We start from the raw sequence: 17,627 nt of genomic DNA on the forward strand, positions 1-17,627 counted from the left end.
TTCGACGCTAGAAGGGTGGCGGCCCGGGGTCCGGGCGCTCGCCCGCAGTGGTGGAGGCACGGGCCGCCGCCTGAGGGCTCGTCACGGCTGCGTCCGTGGCGGTTGCGCGACGCTGTTGTTCCCGACGTGGCGCTTCCGGCCGCCGTTGGCCGGGGCGGCGGGGCGCCGGCCGCGTCGTGGGAGTGAATCCCTTGGCGCGGTAGTCGATCGGTGCCCCCCGCCCCTCCTCGGACGCGTCCTGCCCCGGGCCGCCGCGGTCCGGCGGGGCCTGCTTCGCCTGCGCCGACACGATCGGCATCCCGGTGTCGCCGGGCGCGCTGGGTTCATGGGACGTGCGGCCGGGTGCGGTGGGGTCGTACTGGTATGGGTACGTGCTGTACTGCCGCCCGGTCCCCGTGGTCCACACGATCGTCCCGTCCGGGGACCGCGTGGTGGACCACTGCCCCCGGGTTTTGTGGCCGTGGGGGCGTCGGGATTTGGCGGAGAGGTTGGCTGCGGACGTGGCTCCGCCTTGGTCCCAGGGCAGGTCATGGTCCAGGTCGCACCGCTCTGCCGGGAGGGTGCTCCCTGGGGCGCGGCAGGTCCCGTCGCGGGCGTGGATCGCTTCGCGGAGCCGGGCTGGTGGGGTGTAGCTGGTGGAGGTCAGTTCGATGGCCTCCCCGGTGACCGGGTCCGTCACAAGTCGTCGCCAGGTAGATCCTGCGGCGTAGGCCAGGTCCCGCACGATGTGCGCCGCCAGCGGCTCCCCGTCCGCCAGCGTCCCGGGTTCTTCGCTCAGGCCGAGCAGCGCGGCTGCGGAGATCACGATCCGCAACTCCGCCGGCGGCAGTCCCCCGGGCAGGTACGCCAGCCAGGAAGCGGCAATCTCCTGGAGATCCTGCCGAGTGTCGCTGGTGTCGTCCGTGCCGCTGGCGCCGCTGACCTCTGGCCCGGCCTCCGCATCCGATGCGCCCGTAGCGTCCGCACCGTTCGACGCGCTCGCGGTGGCTGCCGTGCCGCTGGCTGCGGCAGAGCCGCCGGCACCGGTCGACGCGCCGAACCCACCTGCTTGGCCGGAGGCGGTGGTCGTGCTCGCCACGTCAAAGGCGGTCTCAACGTCCTGGGTGCCACCTGCACGGTTGTCCGCAGCGGTAGTGGCACCCGTCGCGACGGAGCCTGTGTCAGCACCCGCGGCACCGCCCCTCTGGGCGCTCGTTGCGCCGCGCGTCGCGTCGCCCGACGCGCCAGAGCTGGTGGCGGCCGCCCGCGCCGCGGCGCCGGGCCGGTCCACGCCGACGTCGGTGGTCGGGGTGGCTGCGGGCGCGGCAGGTGCCGGGGGCGTGTGCTCGGTGCGGCCGAAGACAGTATTTGCCGGCACCGGGGTGACCAGGCCGGGGATGTCGCCGTACAGGATCAGGTCCAGCGAGACATCACTGCGGAGCTGGCCCAGAGTGCGGCCATCGCCGCGGCGACGGGCCGCCCGGGCGATGGCGTCGATCCGCAGGGCCGCGGCGGTGACCCGCTCCGCCGATCCTGAGATCAGGTATTCGCCCGTGCCGTGCGGGGTCAGTGTGGCGTAGGCGTCCCGACGGGACAGGTCGTAGTCGCGTTGTTCCTTGGCCGGGACATGCTCGGCGACCAGCCGATCCAACCGGCACCGGAACGTCCGATACGACAGTGCCGCCCCGTCCCTGGTCGGCGCCAACGCCGCCGCCCCGATCTCGGCAGCCAACTCCGGGGCCAGGGTGGCGGTGCGGTCGGACCAGGCCCGAGCCATCGCCCAGGTACACGCCCCTGCTGTGAGGGCGTCGCGCATCCCCGCGGCCCGAGTCGGTGAGCCGGCGCCGAGACGGACCCGCCCGAGGGCGTCGTACAGTCCCAGCCCGGTGGCCAACCGGATCTCATCGACCACCGCCGCCTCAGCCTCACCCAGAGCCCGGTCCCGCACCGTCTTCGAGGCATCCGGTCCGACCTCATCGACCGCCAGCTCGCGACGCCGACCCGCCAACAAGCCCGCCGCCTGCGCCGACATCGCCGCCGCACCCGCGGTCGCCTTCTCATAGGCGGCCATCGCATCGAGGAGGTCGTCATCATCGAGCAGCGCCAGCCGAGCCGGGTCGGGCACGAACACCGCAGCGCACCCCTCCGGCACGCGCACCGCCCCACCCGACATCCCGATCCCCTGTACGCCATAACGAAGCCAGTGCTTCGGTGTTGTGTTCGATTCTAGCGGATCGAAAAGCGCAGGGGAACCCGTCTGAATAAGTCCAGCGAAACCGTTTCTAACGGTCGACCAGCACAGCCGTGGCCGCCCATTTCCCGGCGTACGCCGACACTATCAGGGACGGAGACGCGCGGCGCCGTCCCATCGGCGTGCGCCATTGTGGCCGAAAGCGATCGTTCACGACCTGCGGTTTTGGTGCCATGGCACCCAACGCCCAGGTGACGAACGGTCAACCGGCGAGCGGCTACCCCTGCGACAGCGGTCTGGGAGGGTACGAACACTGACGTGGTGCGTTGGCGTTACGCCAACCGTCAGAGGCCCACCACGTCGGGCCTCCAGCCGGGCCCGAATTTTACCCGGAACAGATACGGCTGAATCCTGGCAGGACGCCACGTTCATCCACGGAGCAAGTGCAACGACGTACGCGGCGACGACCGCCGGGTGGTGGCAGCCGCGGCGACGACGCGACCCAGCGGCGACGACGCACCCGCGCTGCGTCGATGCACGCGGCGACCACTCACGACCTGCACCTCCAGCGCGACGGGACAAATCGTCCAGAACGAACGGACCCGCTGCGCTGCCGGACGAGCGGCTTCCTGACTCGCCGCTGGTCAGATCCCCATGGGTTGGCCAGGCTGTTGGGAGTCGGCCGGGCGGACGACGTCGACCGGTTGCTGAACGTAACCAGGCTGCGCCTGAACGTACCCGGGCTGCTGCGGGTAATAGCCCTGCGGCGCGGGGTACCCGACCTGCTGAGGCAGCGGCATCGGCGGCACGGGCTGGGTCATAGCGACCGGGGCCGCGGGAAGATTCGCGAAGACGGCGCCCACGTGCAGCGTCTGCAGCGCTTGCCGCGCGCTCTGCTCGTTCGCGGCCCGGACCAGCGACCGCATCCGGAACAGGTCGATCAGACCCCAAAGGCCGAAGCCGGCACCAGTGAACCAGTACGCCACGTTGAGCATGGCCTGGCGCAGGTAGAAGTAGTGCGCGCCGAAGAAGAACCACAGGAGATAGGCGATCGAGACGCGCTTCTTGAGGCGCTCGTACTCGTTGAAGAACGCCGCCTGGGCGCCGCCGTCCATCTGGGCCACGACATGCTGCACGGAGGGCGGCAGGGACGCCAGCGTGCGGGCCTCGCGCGTCTCCTGGGCATGCGCTCGGTAGGCCAGGACGCCCGCGGTAGCAGCCGCCGCGACCAAGAGAAGAACGATCAGGGTCGAGCCTCCGCTGAACAGCGCACCGAAGAGCATGAAGAGTACAACGACCGCAGCGGCCCCACCAGCGACCTTGATGCCCAGCTTGGCGTTGGGGCTGAGCTCCCCCTCATGCCCGAGGGCGGACGCGACGCGGTTCACCGCCCCATCCACGGCGGCGCCGGGCTGCGCGCCGGGGGCGGCCGACGCGGCAGCGACAGGCGCCGAGGCCACCGGCACAGAGGCAGCAGCCACGGGAGTAACCGGTGCCGGAATCGGCGTGAGCGGCGGGACCGGGCTGACGAGGGCGGCATCGACTGCCGCGGTCACGGCGGCCTCCTGGGCGGCGGCGACGCGCGTCCCGCAGGCCGTGCAGAAGTTGATGGTGGAGTCGTGGCTCGACCCACATTGGGTGCAGAACGGCATGGCTGGTCCTTTCGAGAAGTGTGTTACGGGGTCTGGTGGATTAGGAGAGGACGAGGCGGCCGCCGTACAGCAGCACGACCGCATTGGTGCCGCCCGTGCAGCGAACGGGCTGACGCCCCTCGCAGTGCATGACGTAGCTGCGCCCGGTGACGGGACTGTCGGCGGTGACCTCGCCGGGGGTGCCGGAGAGGCCGGCGCGCAGGTACTCGACTCGCACCGCGCGCGCGAACTCGCAAGAGGTCTCCTTCGTGGCGCGCGCGACCGCGGCGTACTGACCCGTGCCCACCCGCTCGCACTCGACGGCCTCGGCGCCGGCGACCACGTCAGGAAGCGCGGTCGGGGACGGCTCCACGCTCGGCTGGATCCCCGCGGGCGCCGGCCCCGCCGGTTTCGGCATGACGTCGGCGGCCGGCTGAACCGTGGCGCTGGACGGCGTCGGGGCGGCCTGGGGGGCGCTCGCGCTGCGCTGGTGGGTCTGCCACCACCAACCGCCGAAGAACGCCGCTGCCACGAGCGGCACCAGGATGGCGGCGAGAACGAGGGGGAAGGTCGAGGTCCGCCGGGCTGGGGCGACGGGCGCCGCCACCGCCGCCACGGGAGCCGCCATCGCGCCGACCGGCGCCGCGACGACGGGAGCCGCGACGCCTGGAGCCGGGACCACGGGCGTAACCGCAGCGATGGGAGCGACCGGAGCGGGCGGCGTCATCGGCGGGGTCGCGAAGGCGACCGTCTCGGCGAACGCGTGCGGGTGGGGCGCGGCATCTTCCGCAGCGTGGGCCGGCTCCGGAGGTTCGACAGATGAGGCGGGAGGCGCGGCGTCACTGCCGCAGCCTGGGCAGAAGCGGCCCTCCTCCGGTCGGGGTTGGCCGCACTCCCCGCAGAAGCGCCCGGCGGCGGTTTCGCCCATGATTCCTCCATCCGTGGGGTGCTCACTGAGCGTGAGCGCCGTTCTCGAGGCCGTCCTGGCCCGCACTTCAGGTATCGACCGCCGCTCGCCCGTCCCTAGAGTTCTCGGACGATTGGCTTACTCGAACGTCGCCGCAGTCCTTGGTCGAGCGCGTATGGGGCCGATCAGCAGGTATGCAACGAAGAGCGACGCCGCCGCAGCGGCCCCGCCGGGGTTGGCGTGGCGGGCCGGGCCGGTACGTCGTGGGCCTGCTCGCCGCGTCGCTGTGTGCGGCGTGCGCCGCGTGCGGGGCGGCGCCATCTGAGTCGGCGGGCTCCGCGGCCCGCGACGCCACCCCGACCCTGTCCGCGTCCCCGTCCCCGCAGCCCCCGTCCAGCTCGTCGCCCACCTCTCAGGCGGTGTCTCAGGCCGCGGTGGCCACCGCGGGCGGTGCCGCCGCGGCGACGCAACCTTCGCGGCGGGGCGGCGCGCCGGCCTGTGTGGTGGGAGCGGGCGTCCGGCAGGAGTGGGACGAGGGATTCGCCGCGGTCGCCGCGCGCTACTCGGGAACCCTTGGCATCGCGATCGCCCTCCCCGACGGCGGCCCGGTGCTGACCTGGGGTCCCCTGCAGCAGGGTCCGGCGTGGTCGACGTCGAAGGTGCCCCTCGCGATCGCGGTGACGCGGGCGGATGGCGGTACGCCGTCGCCTGCGGACGACGTCAACCTCCGAGCGGCCATCGGGCGTTCCGACAACGGCGCCGCGCAGGCGCTGTGGGACCGCCTCGGCGGCGGCGCGGCCGGGGCGGCGGCCATGACGGCCGTGCTCGCCGACGGCGCGAATGCGTCGACTCTGGTGCCCGATCGCCCACTGCGGCCTGGGTATTCGGTGTTCGGCCAGACGAACTGGACGTTGCGGGATCAGGCGATCTTTGCTCGCCAGCTCCCGGGCCTCCAGGGCGCAGCCCCCACGGTGACCGCGATGGCCGCCATCACGGCGGACCAGCGGTGGGGGCTGGGCCGGCACGCCGCGGTGCCGGCGTTCAAGGGCGGCTGGGGCCCGGACCCCGAGGGAAGCTATCTGGTGCGCCAGTTCGGGTTGCTCCGCCTGCCGTCGGGCAGGGTCGCCGGGGTCGCAGTGGCGGCCCGCTCCGCGGCGGGCTTCCAGGCCGGGATCGCCGGCGTCGATCTCGCGGCCAATCACCTCGTGACGATGCTGAGCGCCCTCCCGTCGGATTGCTAACTCCGAGGCTGCCTTGAGGCGCCCGCCGCGGGTGGCGGTACTAGTTCAACGCCCGGTACGCGTCGAGCGCCAGGTAGTTGGTGCCGCCGTCGGTCACTATCACGGTGATCGTGGCCGGCCGCGTGGAGTCCCAACCCTGGATGCGTCGCACCGGGTACATATATGGGTCGTCGACCTGGCCCCAATAGCGGGTGTTGGTCTCGACGTCGGCCCAGTCGCGGCCGTTGACGAGAATCCGTCCCTTCGCACCCAGCGGGTGCACCGTCGCGTAGAGCTCCAAGCCCCGGGTGCCGGCCGGCACCTGAAATTGCCACGCGGCACCGCGGAACCCCAAGGCAGCGGTGTCTCCGAAGTACGGCAGCCGTTGGGCGCCCAGGTTGCGCAGGTGCTGCCAGGCCGAGTTGAAGGTGCCAACACCCGGCGCAATGTCACCGAAGACTGGGTCCCCGATGATCGCTATCGATGCGCTTGCCGTCTCGGTGCGGTTCCCCTTGGCGTCGTAGGCGATCACCGTAACGACGTACTGGCTGCCCCATCCCGAGACAAAGTCCGCCGTCTCGCGCGTGGTGCGGGTGAACCAGGAGATTTCGGGTCCAGCCGAGCCGTTGACGAGGACCTTGTGATAGCTGACGTCGTACGTCACGCCCCGGGCTGAGCTCCAGGACAGCCTGGTGGTGGGACGGTCAGCGTCCGCGAGTGTTTCCGTGGCGACGGTCATCGGCAGCGGGTAGACGATCATCGTCCACGTCGTCTGCGCCCCGGCGGGGAACGTGTAGCCCGGCTGGGGTCTCGCCGCGATCACCAGCGACCACCGACCGTCCACAGGTTGCGGCCGGTCGAGGGACGCGGCGTCCAGCCGGACCCCATTGACGAACCAGTCGACTCCGGGGTTGGAAAACACGGTGAAGGTGTCGTTCTCGGTGCCCGGGACGTTGGTGAATGCGGGAGCCCGCGGGGTCGTGAGGACGGACGCCTGTACGGCGTGCGCCGGCGGGGTGAATGCGCCCAGACCGGCGGGCGCCACACCGAGCATCGCGGCGACGCCGGTCAGGCCTGCGAGCCGCAGGATGGCCGCGCGGCGACCGGAGCGGGCGGTCAGTCGGAGGGACGTCGAGTCCTCAGGGGGCGTCGGCTGACGGCGGTACGTCGGGTCGGAGGGGTACGTCGGGTGGGCGGGAGACACGGGCGTTCTCGATTCGTGAGGCGCCCACGCATGCGCCAGCGGGGCGCTGGCCAGGGATGACGCCTCCAGTCTCCCGCGTACAGAGGTCCGCGTGAAGCGACGAAAGGCCCAAATCACCCCGGCCGAGTCTGTCTTACGTCAGACCGCCGCCGCGATCTGACGCATCCACTTGGGGATGGGCTTGCCTTCGCGTTTGAGCAGCTCGACCTGCAGGGCGATGGCGGTCGCTTCGGTCCTGGTCACCCGGAACTTCAGGATGTCGTTATCGGGTGCGCTGTGCCTCGTGTCCCACGTGCGGCGCACCCAGGACGCCAGCCCACACATTGCACCCTGGTACAACGGGCGGTACCATACCGTGTGTCATCCGTTGCGAAGATCGTGGCCGCGATGAGGGCCAACCCCCGAAATGTGCGGTATGCCGACCTCGCCAAAGCGTGTGAGCACTACTTCGGGCCCGCCCGTAACAGCGGCGGCTCTCACGCGGTCTACAAGACGCCCTGGCCGGGGGATCCCCGAGTGAACATCCAGAACGACAACGGAAGAGCCAAGGCCTACCAGGTTCGGCAAGTACTCGCGGCTATAGACAAGAAGGGGGCCTAGCCATGACCGACGTCGACATCGCTCACTATGGCTATCGAGTGACCTGGTCTGCGGAGGACCAAGAATTCGTCGGGACCTGCCTCGAGCTGCCTTCGCTGTCATGGCTCGCCGGCAGTCAGGAGGAAGCGTTGGCCGGTATCCGCAATCTCGTCCGGGAGGTCATCAACGACCTCAGCGCTGGTGGCGAACCGACCCCCGAGCCCTTGGCCACGCGCACCTATTCGGGGAAGTTCAACGTCCGCGTCGGCGAGCATCTGCATCGTACGCTGACCATGCGCGCCGCCGAGGAAAACCTCAGCCTCAACCAGTACCTGGTCCGTCGCCTCTCAGAGGCATCCTGAGCGTCGACCAGCGCGCCGGATCTGCGCGCGTGAGAAACGTTCAGACTGCAAAGAGTTGATGCGCGCGGTGATACGAGACGCCCCACAACGTGCCAATCTCTCGCACGGTCAAGCCCTCATCCCGAAGCTCCTGGGCGGCACTGCGGTAGCTGCGCACGGCCTCAGCCCGCGCTTGCTCCTCAGTCGCTCGGGCTGATTTGGCACGCGCCAATGAATGCCGTACGCCGTCCGGAAGCTCAATCTTGACATCAATGTCAACGCTGATCAGATCCACGCCCTTCAGACTCGCCACGAGATCTCTCGCCACGTCCTCGATTTCACCGAGGCGCCGCGCCTGGGTGGGCCCTACCCCGTCGACATGAATCGCCCAGAACTCCCCCACCCGACGCGCCAAGGCGTGATATGTCGTCATTTCCACCTACCCGGAGATCCAGCGGCACCAGCAGGGGCCGTGAGCTAGCGCCGATGCGTCCCGGAGTCAGCGGCGACGATCTGCGCGACCCCCTGATGCGAGATGCCCAGGATGGCACCGAACGATGGTCATCGAGGAGATCGAGAACGGTCTCTTTCCCGATCAGGCGGCTCGCGTGCTGCAACTGCTCAGAGAAGAGGCCCTCCACGAAGGCATCACGCTCGTGGCCACCACCCATAGCCCGGCATTGCTGGATGCCGTCAACACGGACGATCACGACGGCATCGTGGTGTGCGAACGTGACGGCCAGGGACGCGGCCGGATGGTGCCGCTCATCCAGCACCCCCGCTACCTTGACCTTGTCGAATCAGGGCACCTCGGTCTGGCCCTCACCCGCGGGGAGCTCACCAAACAGCGGCCGATCCGGCAGATCACGCTTGCCGAGGCTTTGGGATGAGTCTGCAGAGGCGACAGCTTCTCATCGACACCAGCGTTCTTCTCGAAATCCTCAGGGTTCCCTACGAATCAGATCGTCATCGAGCGACCGTGGAACAGTTCGACCTGTACGTCGCGGAAGGCGTCCATTTGCGCATTCCCGCGGCCACGGTCCTGGAAACCGGCGCCCACGTGCGCCGCATCGATAACGAACACCATCGCCGAACATGTGCTCACGCATTCGTCGGTTTTCTCACGAGCGCACTCACCGGCGAGGCCCCGAGGTCCTTCCTCAATTTCGAGTGGACCGAGGCCGTCATTAGCAACATGATCGCCGGCCAAGGACATCATTACCCGCTAGAATGAAGCCTAGCCGATGCCGTTTTCGAGATCGGCGACCTCGCGATTGTCGAGGAATGGCGTCAGACCGCCGCCAACGAGGCTTATTCAGCCGCGTACCGCCGATAACTGAACAGCGGATTCACGGGGCTGGCATTACCGGCGTGTCGTGAATAGGGGCGGCGACTTTCCCGAGAGAATTGGGTTACCACACTCAATACTCACAAAGAAAGCCGCCGAGATGTATCATACCACTGGGATGACCAGGAAGCAGTTGCGCGAGATGAGCGGGTTGATTGAAGATTTTCACGGCGGCAGCATTCCGCACTGTCCGCCATCGGTCATCACGCACCGCGCCCTGCAGATCACGGCAACGTATTTGCGCACCGCCCGCACCCGAGAAGACCTGGCCGAGACCTTCGGGACATCCCAGTCCACCATCAGCCGGGTCATCGACGCCGTCACCACCACCCTGAAGACCCTGCTGGCGTACAGCTGTCCACTGCCCGAAGACCTCCATGCCGACGCCATCTACATCATCGACGGAACGTTGCTTCCCTGCTGGTTGTCATGGCGGGCACACCCACAGCTGTACTCGGGCAAGCACAAGACCACCGGGTACAACATCCAGATCGCGGTCACGCTGAGCGGAACCCTGGCCTGGGTCAGCGATCCCGTCGACGGCTCCCGCCACGACATGCACGCCCTGACCCAATCCCACGTCCTCGACGGCCTGGACCTGTCGCAATGGATCGGCGACAAAGGATACATCGGCGCCGAAATCCACACCCCCACCCGAAAACCGACCTACCGCGACCTCACAGAAACCGAAAAAGCAACCAACGAGGCCATCCACAAAATCCGGTGGATCGTCGAACGCGCAGTGGCCCACCTCAAGAACTGGAAAATCCTCGCCCACGACTACCGCAGACCACTAAAAACCTTCGCGGACACCATCAGCGCAGTGCTCGGACTGCACTTTCACCTACAAGCCGGCTGAATAAGCCTCAACGTATCGCGAAAACTCTACGACGTCGATGTCTGGACTCTCGACGCCACGCTCCGCGCCGCCATCGACACGCTTCGCGAGCATAAACGAGGGGCTAACGGTATAGCAATATGCAAAGCGGCGCCCGCGCCCTTGCTCTTGTCGCTATGGATTGTAAGATCCTTCACCTAGTTGGGCAATGGGCGCCCCGTTTCGCTTCACTGACACACTGTCGCCTGGAATCTTTGAAAGAAGCACAATCATAGCGGACTCCGCGGCTTCTCGACTTAAGTTGGCATTAACCCACATGGGCCCGACGTTCGTACTTACCTCGCGGACACGGGGAGAGCCAACAGTCTCGCGATTCCTGCCCGTAAACCCCTCAATGACAGCATCATTCGGGTCGCAGTTCTCGGCCACATACTTTGTCAAGAGCCGCAACATTCCCGCCGCAGTTCTCAGCTTATCCGAAACATCAGATATTCCGTCCACGCTATAAATCCGATACTTCGTGTTCAGCCGCCGACTGCGCAGCTCCAGAGTCCCCCCGAAATTGCCATCCTCATGGAAGGCGGCACGGATAACGTCCTCACCCAGAAGGAATAGCAAATCGTCCAGGAAGCGCCTCACCATATCCGGAGGGACCGAGTAGTCCATCAGCTGCTCGACACGCGACCGATCGGCGTCGCTATAGTCGCTGAGCAACTTTGTGAGCGCCGTCTCGTTGATCCTCAAAGCGTCAAGGACAGAAGCCGCTCTTTCCAACTCTTCAAGGACCATCGTCTGGTTTGTACCATCGGCGTAGCGCTCCTTGAGAAATCCTTGAAGCCAAGAGGTCGCCGTCTCTTCCGTTGGCATGCCATCAGGAGGTGCAATAACCTCAGGCGACTCGTCGTCCGGCTCCGACGCGTCATCGGCTTCCGACGAGCGAACAATCTCGTCGACTTCGAGGAATAGTCAAGACCTGTGGATCGGCGTGTCACGCGGCGTGAGCATCGCCTCCTGATTCGTCGGGTCGTTCGACGAGCTTGCCGTTCTCGAACTTGGCGCCGGCACGGACCAGGGCGACCAGGTGGGGTGCGTTCACGGCCCGCCACCGGCGTTGGGCCGACTCGATGAGCTTGAACGCCATCGCCACCCCGGCCGCTCTGGAGCCGGGGCCCTTGGTCACTCGCTGCCGGAGCCTGACCGTCGCGAAGGTTGACTCGATCGGATTCGTGGTGCGCAGATGGATCCAGTGCTCGGCCGGGTAGGCGTAGAACGCCAGGAGCACATCGAGGTCGTCGGTGATCTTGGCGGCCGCCTTCGGCCACTTCGCGCCGTACGCCGCGGCGAACGCCTTGGCGGCGGCGACGGCGTGGTCACGGTCCTCAGCGTTGTAGATCTCGGCCAGCGCCTTCTTCGCTCCCGGGTGCGCCGACTTCGGCAGCGCGGCCAGCACGTTGCCGATCTTGTGCCACCAGCACCGCTGTTCGCGGGTGTCGGGAAAGACGTCACGCAGTGCCTTCCAGAACCCGAGCGCGCCGTCGCCGACTGCGAGGACCGGGGCGCGCATGCCGCGGCGTTTGCAGTCCCGCAGCAGGTCGGCCCACGACTCGGATGATTCGCGGAACCCGTCGGCGAGCGCGACCAGTTCCTTGGTGCCGTCGGCGCGGACCCCGATCATCACCAGCAGGCAGACCTTGTCCTGCTCGAGCCGGACTTTCAGGTGGATCCCGTCGACCCACAGGTAGACGTAGTCGACGTCGGCCAGCGACCGGGCCGCGAACGCGCGCGCGTCGTTCTGCCACTGGCTGGTCAACCTGGTGATCGTCGCCGCCGACAGGCCATGACTGGTGCCGAGGAACTGCTCCAACGCCGGGGCGAAGTCGGAACTGGACAGCCCGTGCAAGTACAGCAGCGGCAGCACCTCCGTGACCCGCGGCGACTTGCGCGCCCACGCCGGCAGGATCGTCGAGGAGAACCGCATCCGCTGCCCAGTGCCCTCGTCCGTGCGCCTGTCATTCACGCGGGGCTGGCGCACCGTCACCGCGCCCGCGGCCGTGGTGACCCGCCGTTCGGCGTGGTAGCCGTTGCGGACCACCAACCGGTGACCGTGCTCGTCGACCTGGTCCGCATGCGCCTCGATGTAGGCGGCGACTTCGGCCTGCAACGCCGCCGCGAGCATCTTGCGGGCACCATCGCGAACGATCTCATCCAGCAACGACGCCCCAAGCGCCGCGTCGTCCTCGTTTGGCTGTGCGGCATCGTGGACTACCGTGAGCATGGGCGTGCCTTCCCGAACCAGCGCTCCAACGCCGGTCCTGATCAGAGCTTCTTGGACTTCAGATCATCCTCGGGAAGGTGCGCCCCTTCACGTCACCAGGCCGAGGGCCATCCACAGGTTCTGATCATTGCTCGTCGACTTCGGCAAACCTACGGTCAATTTCACGGCGGAATCCGCCGGCTTCAATGAAGAGCTGGTCCACTTTGGTCCGTCGAGTTGCATCGAGGTCAAGGTACCCCGAGGGCTTGTATCGGACATCGTGTTCATACTCGGCCCAGGCATGCCCAGCAACGGTTCGTACCTGAATCTCAGCGCGGGCACCCTCGTACCACGTAGTGAAGAACCAGTCCAAGTCTTTGTATCTCTCACGCACATCTGCACTGAGGCCGGATATTTCCAAATGGTCACTATCGTAACCATTGCAAGTTCGTTCTCCAGGATTCTCCACGACCGAAACAGTGAAGGCCTTACCGAGTTCACTGACGGCCTGGCTCCGAGCTTCAGTCGTAAAGACGATGACTCTGGCCGCAATGCAGTCCTTGACTTCACTCAACGGATCAGCGTACTTGTACCTTTCGCCAATCCTACGGTCAGCTTTTACGGTGAACGAAGAATGGGTCTTGGCACGAGCTTCGACGCTATGACAGGGGATGGCCGCACGGTCCAAGGCATCCTTGACTGCTGCCTCGAAAGCCGTGGCCGCACGAAGCAGCTCGTCGCGATAGAGCAAGTAGTGATACTTATAGAGCTCGACAGAAACCGTCTCCCGCGCCTCACCCGGGACATCCTCTCGTGTTTCACTCACCCCGAGGGGGTACTACTTCACATCCCCGAGCGCGACCAGGAATGGATTTAAGGGAGAATCCAGCTCGCAGCCTGGATTGACATGGCATGCCTCAACCTCTTGATGTTCCACGGAACGGAACGAAGCCGGCGCCAGTCGGGAGTCCGCGCCAGCTATCGCACCGCCGCACGCCGGCGCAATCACGCGCCGTTGAGAAAAACCCTGACATAACCGGAAACGGCAAATCCCCCATTCGAGCCGGGCTTTGCAGCCGGTGAATGGGGGATCTGCCGCACCTGAGGCTCCCTGGGACCTCGCAGACCAGGCAGCCGCCGGCCCTCCGGCGTCCGAGGAACGGCGGCACCGTCCTCGTCCTGGTGCAGGTCTACATCGACGGGGGCCCGCCGCAAGAGCCGGATTGTGCGTTGGCCTTGCGGCGGGCCACTCGTCGTGTCACGTCACGTCACGCGACCTATGTAGCCGGTCACCGTGACGATCGGTCACTTGTTGACGCGGTAGGCGTCGAGAGCCAAGTACAGGTTGCCACCCTCGGTCTGCTGGACCGTGATGGTTGCCGACTTGGTGTTGTCCCAGCCCTGGACCCGACGGACGGGGTAGCCGTACGGGTTCGAGACGGTGCCCCAGTAGCTCGGGTTGGTCTCGAAGTCGGCCCAGTTCACGCCGTTGACCCAGATCTTGCCCTTGGCACCGAGCGAGTGGACAGTCGCGAAGAGGTCGAAGCTCTTCGTGCCGGCCGGCACGGTGTAGGTCCACGTCGCACCGTTGGACGCAAGCGCCGCGGTGTCGCCGTAGTAGGGCAGACCACCCAGCTGAGACTTGCCCAGCAGGTTCCAGCCGGCGCTGAAGCTGCCCTGACCGGTGGTGACATCTCCGATGGGGCTACCGCCCGGGAACTTCACCGTGCTAGAGACGGCACTGGCGTCGCCGTTGTCGTTCTTGGCCACGACGGTGACCGTGTACTCATCACCAGCCTCAGCGACGAAGTTTGCCGAGGTGTCCGTCGTGTCCATCTTCCAGTCGATCTCCGGCCCGGCGCTGCCGTTCAGGAGGGTCTTGTGGTAGGTCACGTCGTACGACGTCGCCCCATCGGCGCTCCAGGAGAACTCCGCCGTGGGAGGCGCGTCAGAGGTGATGGAGTTGTCGACCTGGGCGTTGGTGGGCGGCGTGTTGCCGAAGTCCAACGTCCACTTCGCCTGGGCAGTGCTGTCCAGGGCGTAGCCGGCGCCAGCCTGCGCGATGACGATGACCTTCGTCGCCCCGCCGGTCGAGATCGGCGAACCGTACGCCGAGAGCGGCACGTCCTTGCCGTCGACGTTCCACACGATCCCGGTCTGCGCCGGCAGCGTATAGGTGTCATTGGCCGTCCCCGCCGGGTTGCTCATGGTCGGCGCCTGCGGCTTGATCGTGGCGCTGGGAGCCAGGAACGTCCACGGAGCCGGAGCAGTGCCGTCAGCGTTGGGCTGGATCGTGTAGATGCTGGATGCTGCACGTGCCCGAACCGTGGTGGTGCCCGAGTAGGTCAACGGCTTCCCGAGGTCACCGTACGCGATGTCTTTGGTGATCCCACTAGCGTCCGTCACAGAGTAGATGACCTTCTCGTCTACCGGGAACGTCAGCGTGTACTTGGTCGGGTCACCCGCCACTGCTGTCTGCGTGGGAGCCGCCGGGACAATGTTCACCGAGTTGGTGAACACATAGTTCCACTTGGAAGTGACCGCGTTGCCCGCAGCATCGGTCGCCAGTACATAGGTCGTCCCGTTAGCAGCGACCTTGACCCATACCTTAGTCTTCGTTGGGTCAACCGACCCCGTAAAGGACTTCTGGAGGTCTGTCAGGGTGACGGTTTTCCCGTACCACGTGTAATCGGCGTACTTGTAGTCCCCGGGGTTTCCGGCATCAGCAGGCTCACCAGAGGAACTGGTTGTCACAGCGAACTTGTATCCGTCAAGCCCCGCTTGAAGGGCTGGGAAAATCACGGCATCATCGACGAGGCCTGTCTTGTCAACGAATTGTGGGGCCACCGGTACGACCGACGCGCGGTTGTCGAACTTCTGTGACCACGAGGTCTTTGTAACCTTCGTAGCATCGATCTGGTAGCCACCAACGGTGCCGTCCGGGGTTGTGGCGTTCGCGTCACGCACCGCGGTGAAGGTCAGAGTGACCGGGGGGTTGGAGGTGTAGACAGGAATCTGTTGGCCCAGTCTGGGGTCACCCGACGGATAGTCGACCTGCGGGATGGGGTTCGCCTGGTTGTCTACACCAGTCACCTGCCACTTGATTCCAGGCACACTTGGGAGGATGTAGTAATCCGAGGGACCTGGCCCATCGACCATTGTCGGAGCGGGCACCGACGTAATGTAAACGGTATTGGTGAATGCAGCCGTAGAGGCAGCCTTGTGCGGGGCAAAACTACCGGCCCCAAGGTCGATCTTGTGCGTCGCGTCCGCTACCGCCACGACCACAAAGACCTCTGTGTCGAGCATACTCGCGGGACGCGTCAGGGTGACAGTGCCGCCCGCTCCCGTGGTTGCCGCCGTATATCCCGCAGGCACATAGGCGCCATTACCCGAATCGGCATCCGCATTCCTAGCCGTGACTTCAGCCGCCGCGCCCGCGGCCGTTGCCTTCTTATAATACCAGGTGATACCTGGCACATTAGGCAGCGTCACCGTGTCAGCAGCTATTCCATCGCGATCGTTGACGACGGGGGCTGTCCAAGTCCATGGGGTCTTGCCATCCATCGCAAAGACATAATTCTGAATTGAAGCAGGGCCGGTGTAGCCATGCAACGAATCAACAGTCGGTGAGACCGTCACGTTGCCGGTGCCAGTTACGGTGAGAGTCTGGGTCGCGGTCGGCCCTGACCCCACGGGCCATGTAAGGTCAGCGTTTGTCGTTGCGGCAATGGTCTTGCTTGCATTCGACGTGTTCGGACCATCAGTCACTACAGATGTTGCCGCGGCAGCCGCCACGTTCCATACCAGGCCAGAGCCCTTGGTGACCGTGATTGTCCTGGCCGAAGGGTTGCTCGTCGGGGCGGGCACAGACTGCACGGCGCATGTCGCCCCATCGTATGTGCTGAGGGACGCACGAGTACCCAGTGAGTCATAGACTGCAAATTTGGGATCAGCGACCGAATTGTTGTTCACGTCAGTGACAAATGCACCTGCCGGCAACGGGTACTTCACGGTAACTCCGTCAGCCAGGAGCGACGCCCCCTTAGCCGTCTCCGAGCCTGCCAATGCACCCGTGGTCAACGTCGTGTCGATCGTTTCGTCTGCGTCGGAAGCGAGAACGGCCTTAATGGTGTACGTCCCGGAGTTAGCGGGCATGGTGATGTAGTCGAGCAAGGCACCGCCGCAGACGTTGACCACCTGCACGTTGGCTGCGGCTGCGTGGGCCGCGATCGGGGAGGCAGCCAGGCCAACGACGGCCAGCGCCAGGGATGTGGAAGCGGTGAGGACGCGCTTGCCAGTCTTGTGAGACAAGGTTGCTCTCTTTTCGATGAGTGCTCGTCGCAGGGCACGCCTGCGGCCGAGCGGCCAGGGATGACAGATACATACTGCACCGGCTTTGCCAAGAAATGGAAGTCGCCACGCGAAAATTTTCACGGAGTCTCGGAATGTGAAATGGACGGGCGTTTAAGACGTACGCGCGACTTCGGCTATTCCGCGGGCATTCCGATCTTCTTGCCGAGGCCATCGCGCTGACCGCGCATAAGACGGACGACCGAGGCATCGGCGCAGGTGTGGGGCGGTGGGGTCACCGACTAGGGTCTCGACGAGACTATGACAAGTCACCTGCTGAGACGGTCGGGGGTGCGCGGCGGCGGCGGCGTACGGGGATGTCGACATCCGGTGGGCCGGAGCGCTCAGCTCGGGGGGCGGGCGGCCGATGAGGGGAGAGCTGTGGACTACCGGAATATGGCACGGCGTCATTTCGGGCACCCTTACACAGCGTGCTTTATCGACCCCTCAAGAGAAGCGGAAAGAGCCATGGAAGAATTGCGCAGCGAGTGCGTGGAGCGCGATCTCGCGCCCATTGCCGCGCGCGATGAACTCCACGATCTCTTGGCCCTCTCCGGGTCTGTGCGCTGGGGTCTGACGAGCGGTCTGCTGCTGCGTCCGGTGCCGTCCCCGCAGGGCCTGCACACCGGCCGAACCAGCCGCACGCTTCGCGGCCCGCGGGGCTTCGGCTTCCGCGCCGCCTGACACCCGCGGCCTGATACCGACCGCGAGGGTCTCGGGCGCTCGCCCGCGTCGCCGTACCGCTCGCTGCCCCGCGAAGCCTCCCCCGCGGGATCCTCCCC

The 17,627-nt window shown here is 66.3% G+C and carries 15 protein-coding genes; 6 read left to right on the plus strand and 9 right to left on the minus strand.

The window, feature by feature from the left end:
* Nucleotides 1–7: 7 nt before the first annotated feature.
* From IPK37_04220 to IPK37_04230, 3 genes are all read right to left on the minus strand, one after another.
* Complete coding sequence (locus tag IPK37_04220; GenBank protein ID QQS01642.1) at nt 8–2,152, minus strand: hypothetical protein; 2,145 nt, start codon at nt 2,150–2,152, stop codon at nt 8–10.
* Nucleotides 2,153–2,814: 662 nt separating this feature from the next.
* Complete coding sequence (locus IPK37_04225) at nt 2,815–3,822, minus strand: NINE protein (GenBank protein ID QQS01643.1); 1,008 nt, start codon at nt 3,820–3,822, stop codon at nt 2,815–2,817.
* Between the two features lie 40 nt (nt 3,823–3,862).
* Complete coding sequence (locus tag IPK37_04230; protein ID QQS01644.1) at nt 3,863–4,483, minus strand: hypothetical protein; 621 nt, start codon at nt 4,481–4,483, stop codon at nt 3,863–3,865.
* Nucleotides 4,484–5,127: 644 nt separating this feature from the next.
* Here IPK37_04230 and IPK37_04235 point away from each other — a divergent pair.
* Nucleotides 5,128–5,949: a hypothetical protein gene (locus IPK37_04235; protein ID QQS01645.1), complete on the plus strand. Its 822-nt coding sequence runs from the start codon at nt 5,128–5,130 to the stop codon at nt 5,947–5,949.
* A 40-nt stretch (nt 5,950–5,989) separates the two neighbouring features.
* Here IPK37_04235 and IPK37_04240 read toward each other — a convergent pair whose 3' ends face one another.
* A complete protein-coding gene (locus IPK37_04240) occupies nt 5,990–7,132 on the minus strand; it encodes a hypothetical protein (GenBank protein ID QQS01646.1) in 1,143 nt (380 codons plus the stop codon).
* Nucleotides 7,133–7,734: 602 nt separating this feature from the next.
* On the opposite strand from IPK37_04240, the gene IPK37_04245 reads away from it, so the two are divergent.
* Nucleotides 7,735–8,073, plus strand: a complete 339-nt coding sequence (locus IPK37_04245) for a toxin-antitoxin system HicB family antitoxin (protein QQS01647.1) — start codon at nt 7,735–7,737, stop codon at nt 8,071–8,073.
* A 40-nt stretch (nt 8,074–8,113) separates the two neighbouring features.
* Here IPK37_04245 and IPK37_04250 read toward each other — a convergent pair whose 3' ends face one another.
* On the minus strand, nt 8,114–8,455 hold the full coding sequence (locus IPK37_04250; GenBank protein QQS01648.1) for a hypothetical protein: 342 nt from the start codon (nt 8,453–8,455) through the stop codon (nt 8,114–8,116).
* A 154-nt stretch (nt 8,456–8,609) separates the two neighbouring features.
* Here IPK37_04250 and IPK37_04255 point away from each other — a divergent pair, with 154 nt between their 5' ends.
* From IPK37_04255 to IPK37_04265, 3 genes are all read left to right on the plus strand, one after another.
* Nucleotides 8,610–8,942 (plus strand): ATP-binding protein, encoded by a 333-nt coding sequence (locus tag IPK37_04255; GenBank protein QQS01649.1) that lies wholly within the window; start codon nt 8,610–8,612, stop codon nt 8,940–8,942.
* Nucleotides 8,939–9,286 (plus strand): hypothetical protein, encoded by a 348-nt coding sequence (locus tag IPK37_04260; GenBank protein QQS01650.1) that lies wholly within the window; start codon nt 8,939–8,941, stop codon nt 9,284–9,286. Before IPK37_04255 ends, IPK37_04260 begins: the two co-directional genes overlap by 4 nt.
* 232 nt (nt 9,287–9,518) lie before the next feature.
* Complete coding sequence (locus tag IPK37_04265) at nt 9,519–10,259, plus strand: transposase (protein QQS01651.1); 741 nt, start codon at nt 9,519–9,521, stop codon at nt 10,257–10,259.
* A gap of 153 nt (nt 10,260–10,412) precedes the next feature.
* On the opposite strand, the gene IPK37_04270 is transcribed toward IPK37_04265, so the two are convergent.
* The 4 genes from IPK37_04270 to IPK37_04285 all read right to left on the minus strand — a co-directional run bounded on the left by IPK37_04270 (nt 10,413) and on the right by IPK37_04285 (nt 16,806).
* Nucleotides 10,413–11,105: a hypothetical protein gene (locus IPK37_04270; protein QQS01652.1), complete on the minus strand. Its 693-nt coding sequence runs from the start codon at nt 11,103–11,105 to the stop codon at nt 10,413–10,415.
* A gap of 121 nt (nt 11,106–11,226) precedes the next feature.
* Nucleotides 11,227–12,513 carry an IS256 family transposase gene (locus IPK37_04275; protein ID QQS01653.1) on the minus strand — a complete coding sequence of 429 codons (1,287 nt, stop codon included), beginning with the start codon at nt 12,511–12,513 and terminating at the stop codon, nt 11,227–11,229.
* A gap of 124 nt (nt 12,514–12,637) precedes the next feature.
* A complete protein-coding gene (locus IPK37_04280; GenBank protein QQS01654.1) occupies nt 12,638–13,318 on the minus strand; it encodes a hypothetical protein in 681 nt (226 codons plus the stop codon).
* A gap of 479 nt (nt 13,319–13,797) precedes the next feature.
* The gene (locus IPK37_04285) at nt 13,798–16,806 is read right to left on the minus strand and encodes a hypothetical protein (GenBank protein QQS01655.1); all 3,009 of its coding nucleotides are present in this window, start codon (nt 16,804–16,806) and stop codon (nt 13,798–13,800) included.
* Between the two features lie 507 nt (nt 16,807–17,313).
* Here IPK37_04285 and IPK37_04290 point away from each other — a divergent pair.
* Nucleotides 17,314–17,529 (plus strand): hypothetical protein, encoded by a 216-nt coding sequence (locus IPK37_04290; GenBank protein QQS01656.1) that lies wholly within the window; start codon nt 17,314–17,316, stop codon nt 17,527–17,529.
* The last annotated feature ends 98 nt before the right edge of the window (nt 17,530–17,627 follow it).

The organism is Austwickia sp. (genome assembly GCA_016699675.1).
GTDB lineage: Bacteria > Actinomycetota > Actinomycetes > Actinomycetales > Dermatophilaceae > Austwickia.

Coding starts and splice junctions, on each gene's coding strand:
- IPK37_04260 (QQS01650.1), top strand. CDS start 8,939: ATGAGTCTGCAGAGGCGACAGCTTCTCATCGACACCAGCGTTCTTCTC.
- IPK37_04245 (QQS01647.1), top strand. CDS start 7,735: ATGACCGACGTCGACATCGCTCACTATGGCTATCGAGTGACCTGGTCT.
- IPK37_04270 (QQS01652.1), bottom strand. CDS start 11,105: ATGCCAACGGAAGAGACGGCGACCTCTTGGCTTCAAGGATTTCTCAAG.
- IPK37_04290 (QQS01656.1), top strand. CDS start 17,314: ATGGAAGAATTGCGCAGCGAGTGCGTGGAGCGCGATCTCGCGCCCATT.
- IPK37_04220 (QQS01642.1), bottom strand. CDS start 2,152: ATGTCGGGTGGGGCGGTGCGCGTGCCGGAGGGGTGCGCTGCGGTGTTC.
- IPK37_04225 (QQS01643.1), bottom strand. CDS start 3,822: ATGCCGTTCTGCACCCAATGTGGGTCGAGCCACGACTCCACCATCAAC.
- IPK37_04265 (QQS01651.1), top strand. CDS start 9,519: ATGACCAGGAAGCAGTTGCGCGAGATGAGCGGGTTGATTGAAGATTTT.
- IPK37_04275 (QQS01653.1), bottom strand. CDS start 12,513: ATGCTCACGGTAGTCCACGATGCCGCACAGCCAAACGAGGACGACGCG.
- IPK37_04255 (QQS01649.1), top strand. CDS start 8,610: ATGGTCATCGAGGAGATCGAGAACGGTCTCTTTCCCGATCAGGCGGCT.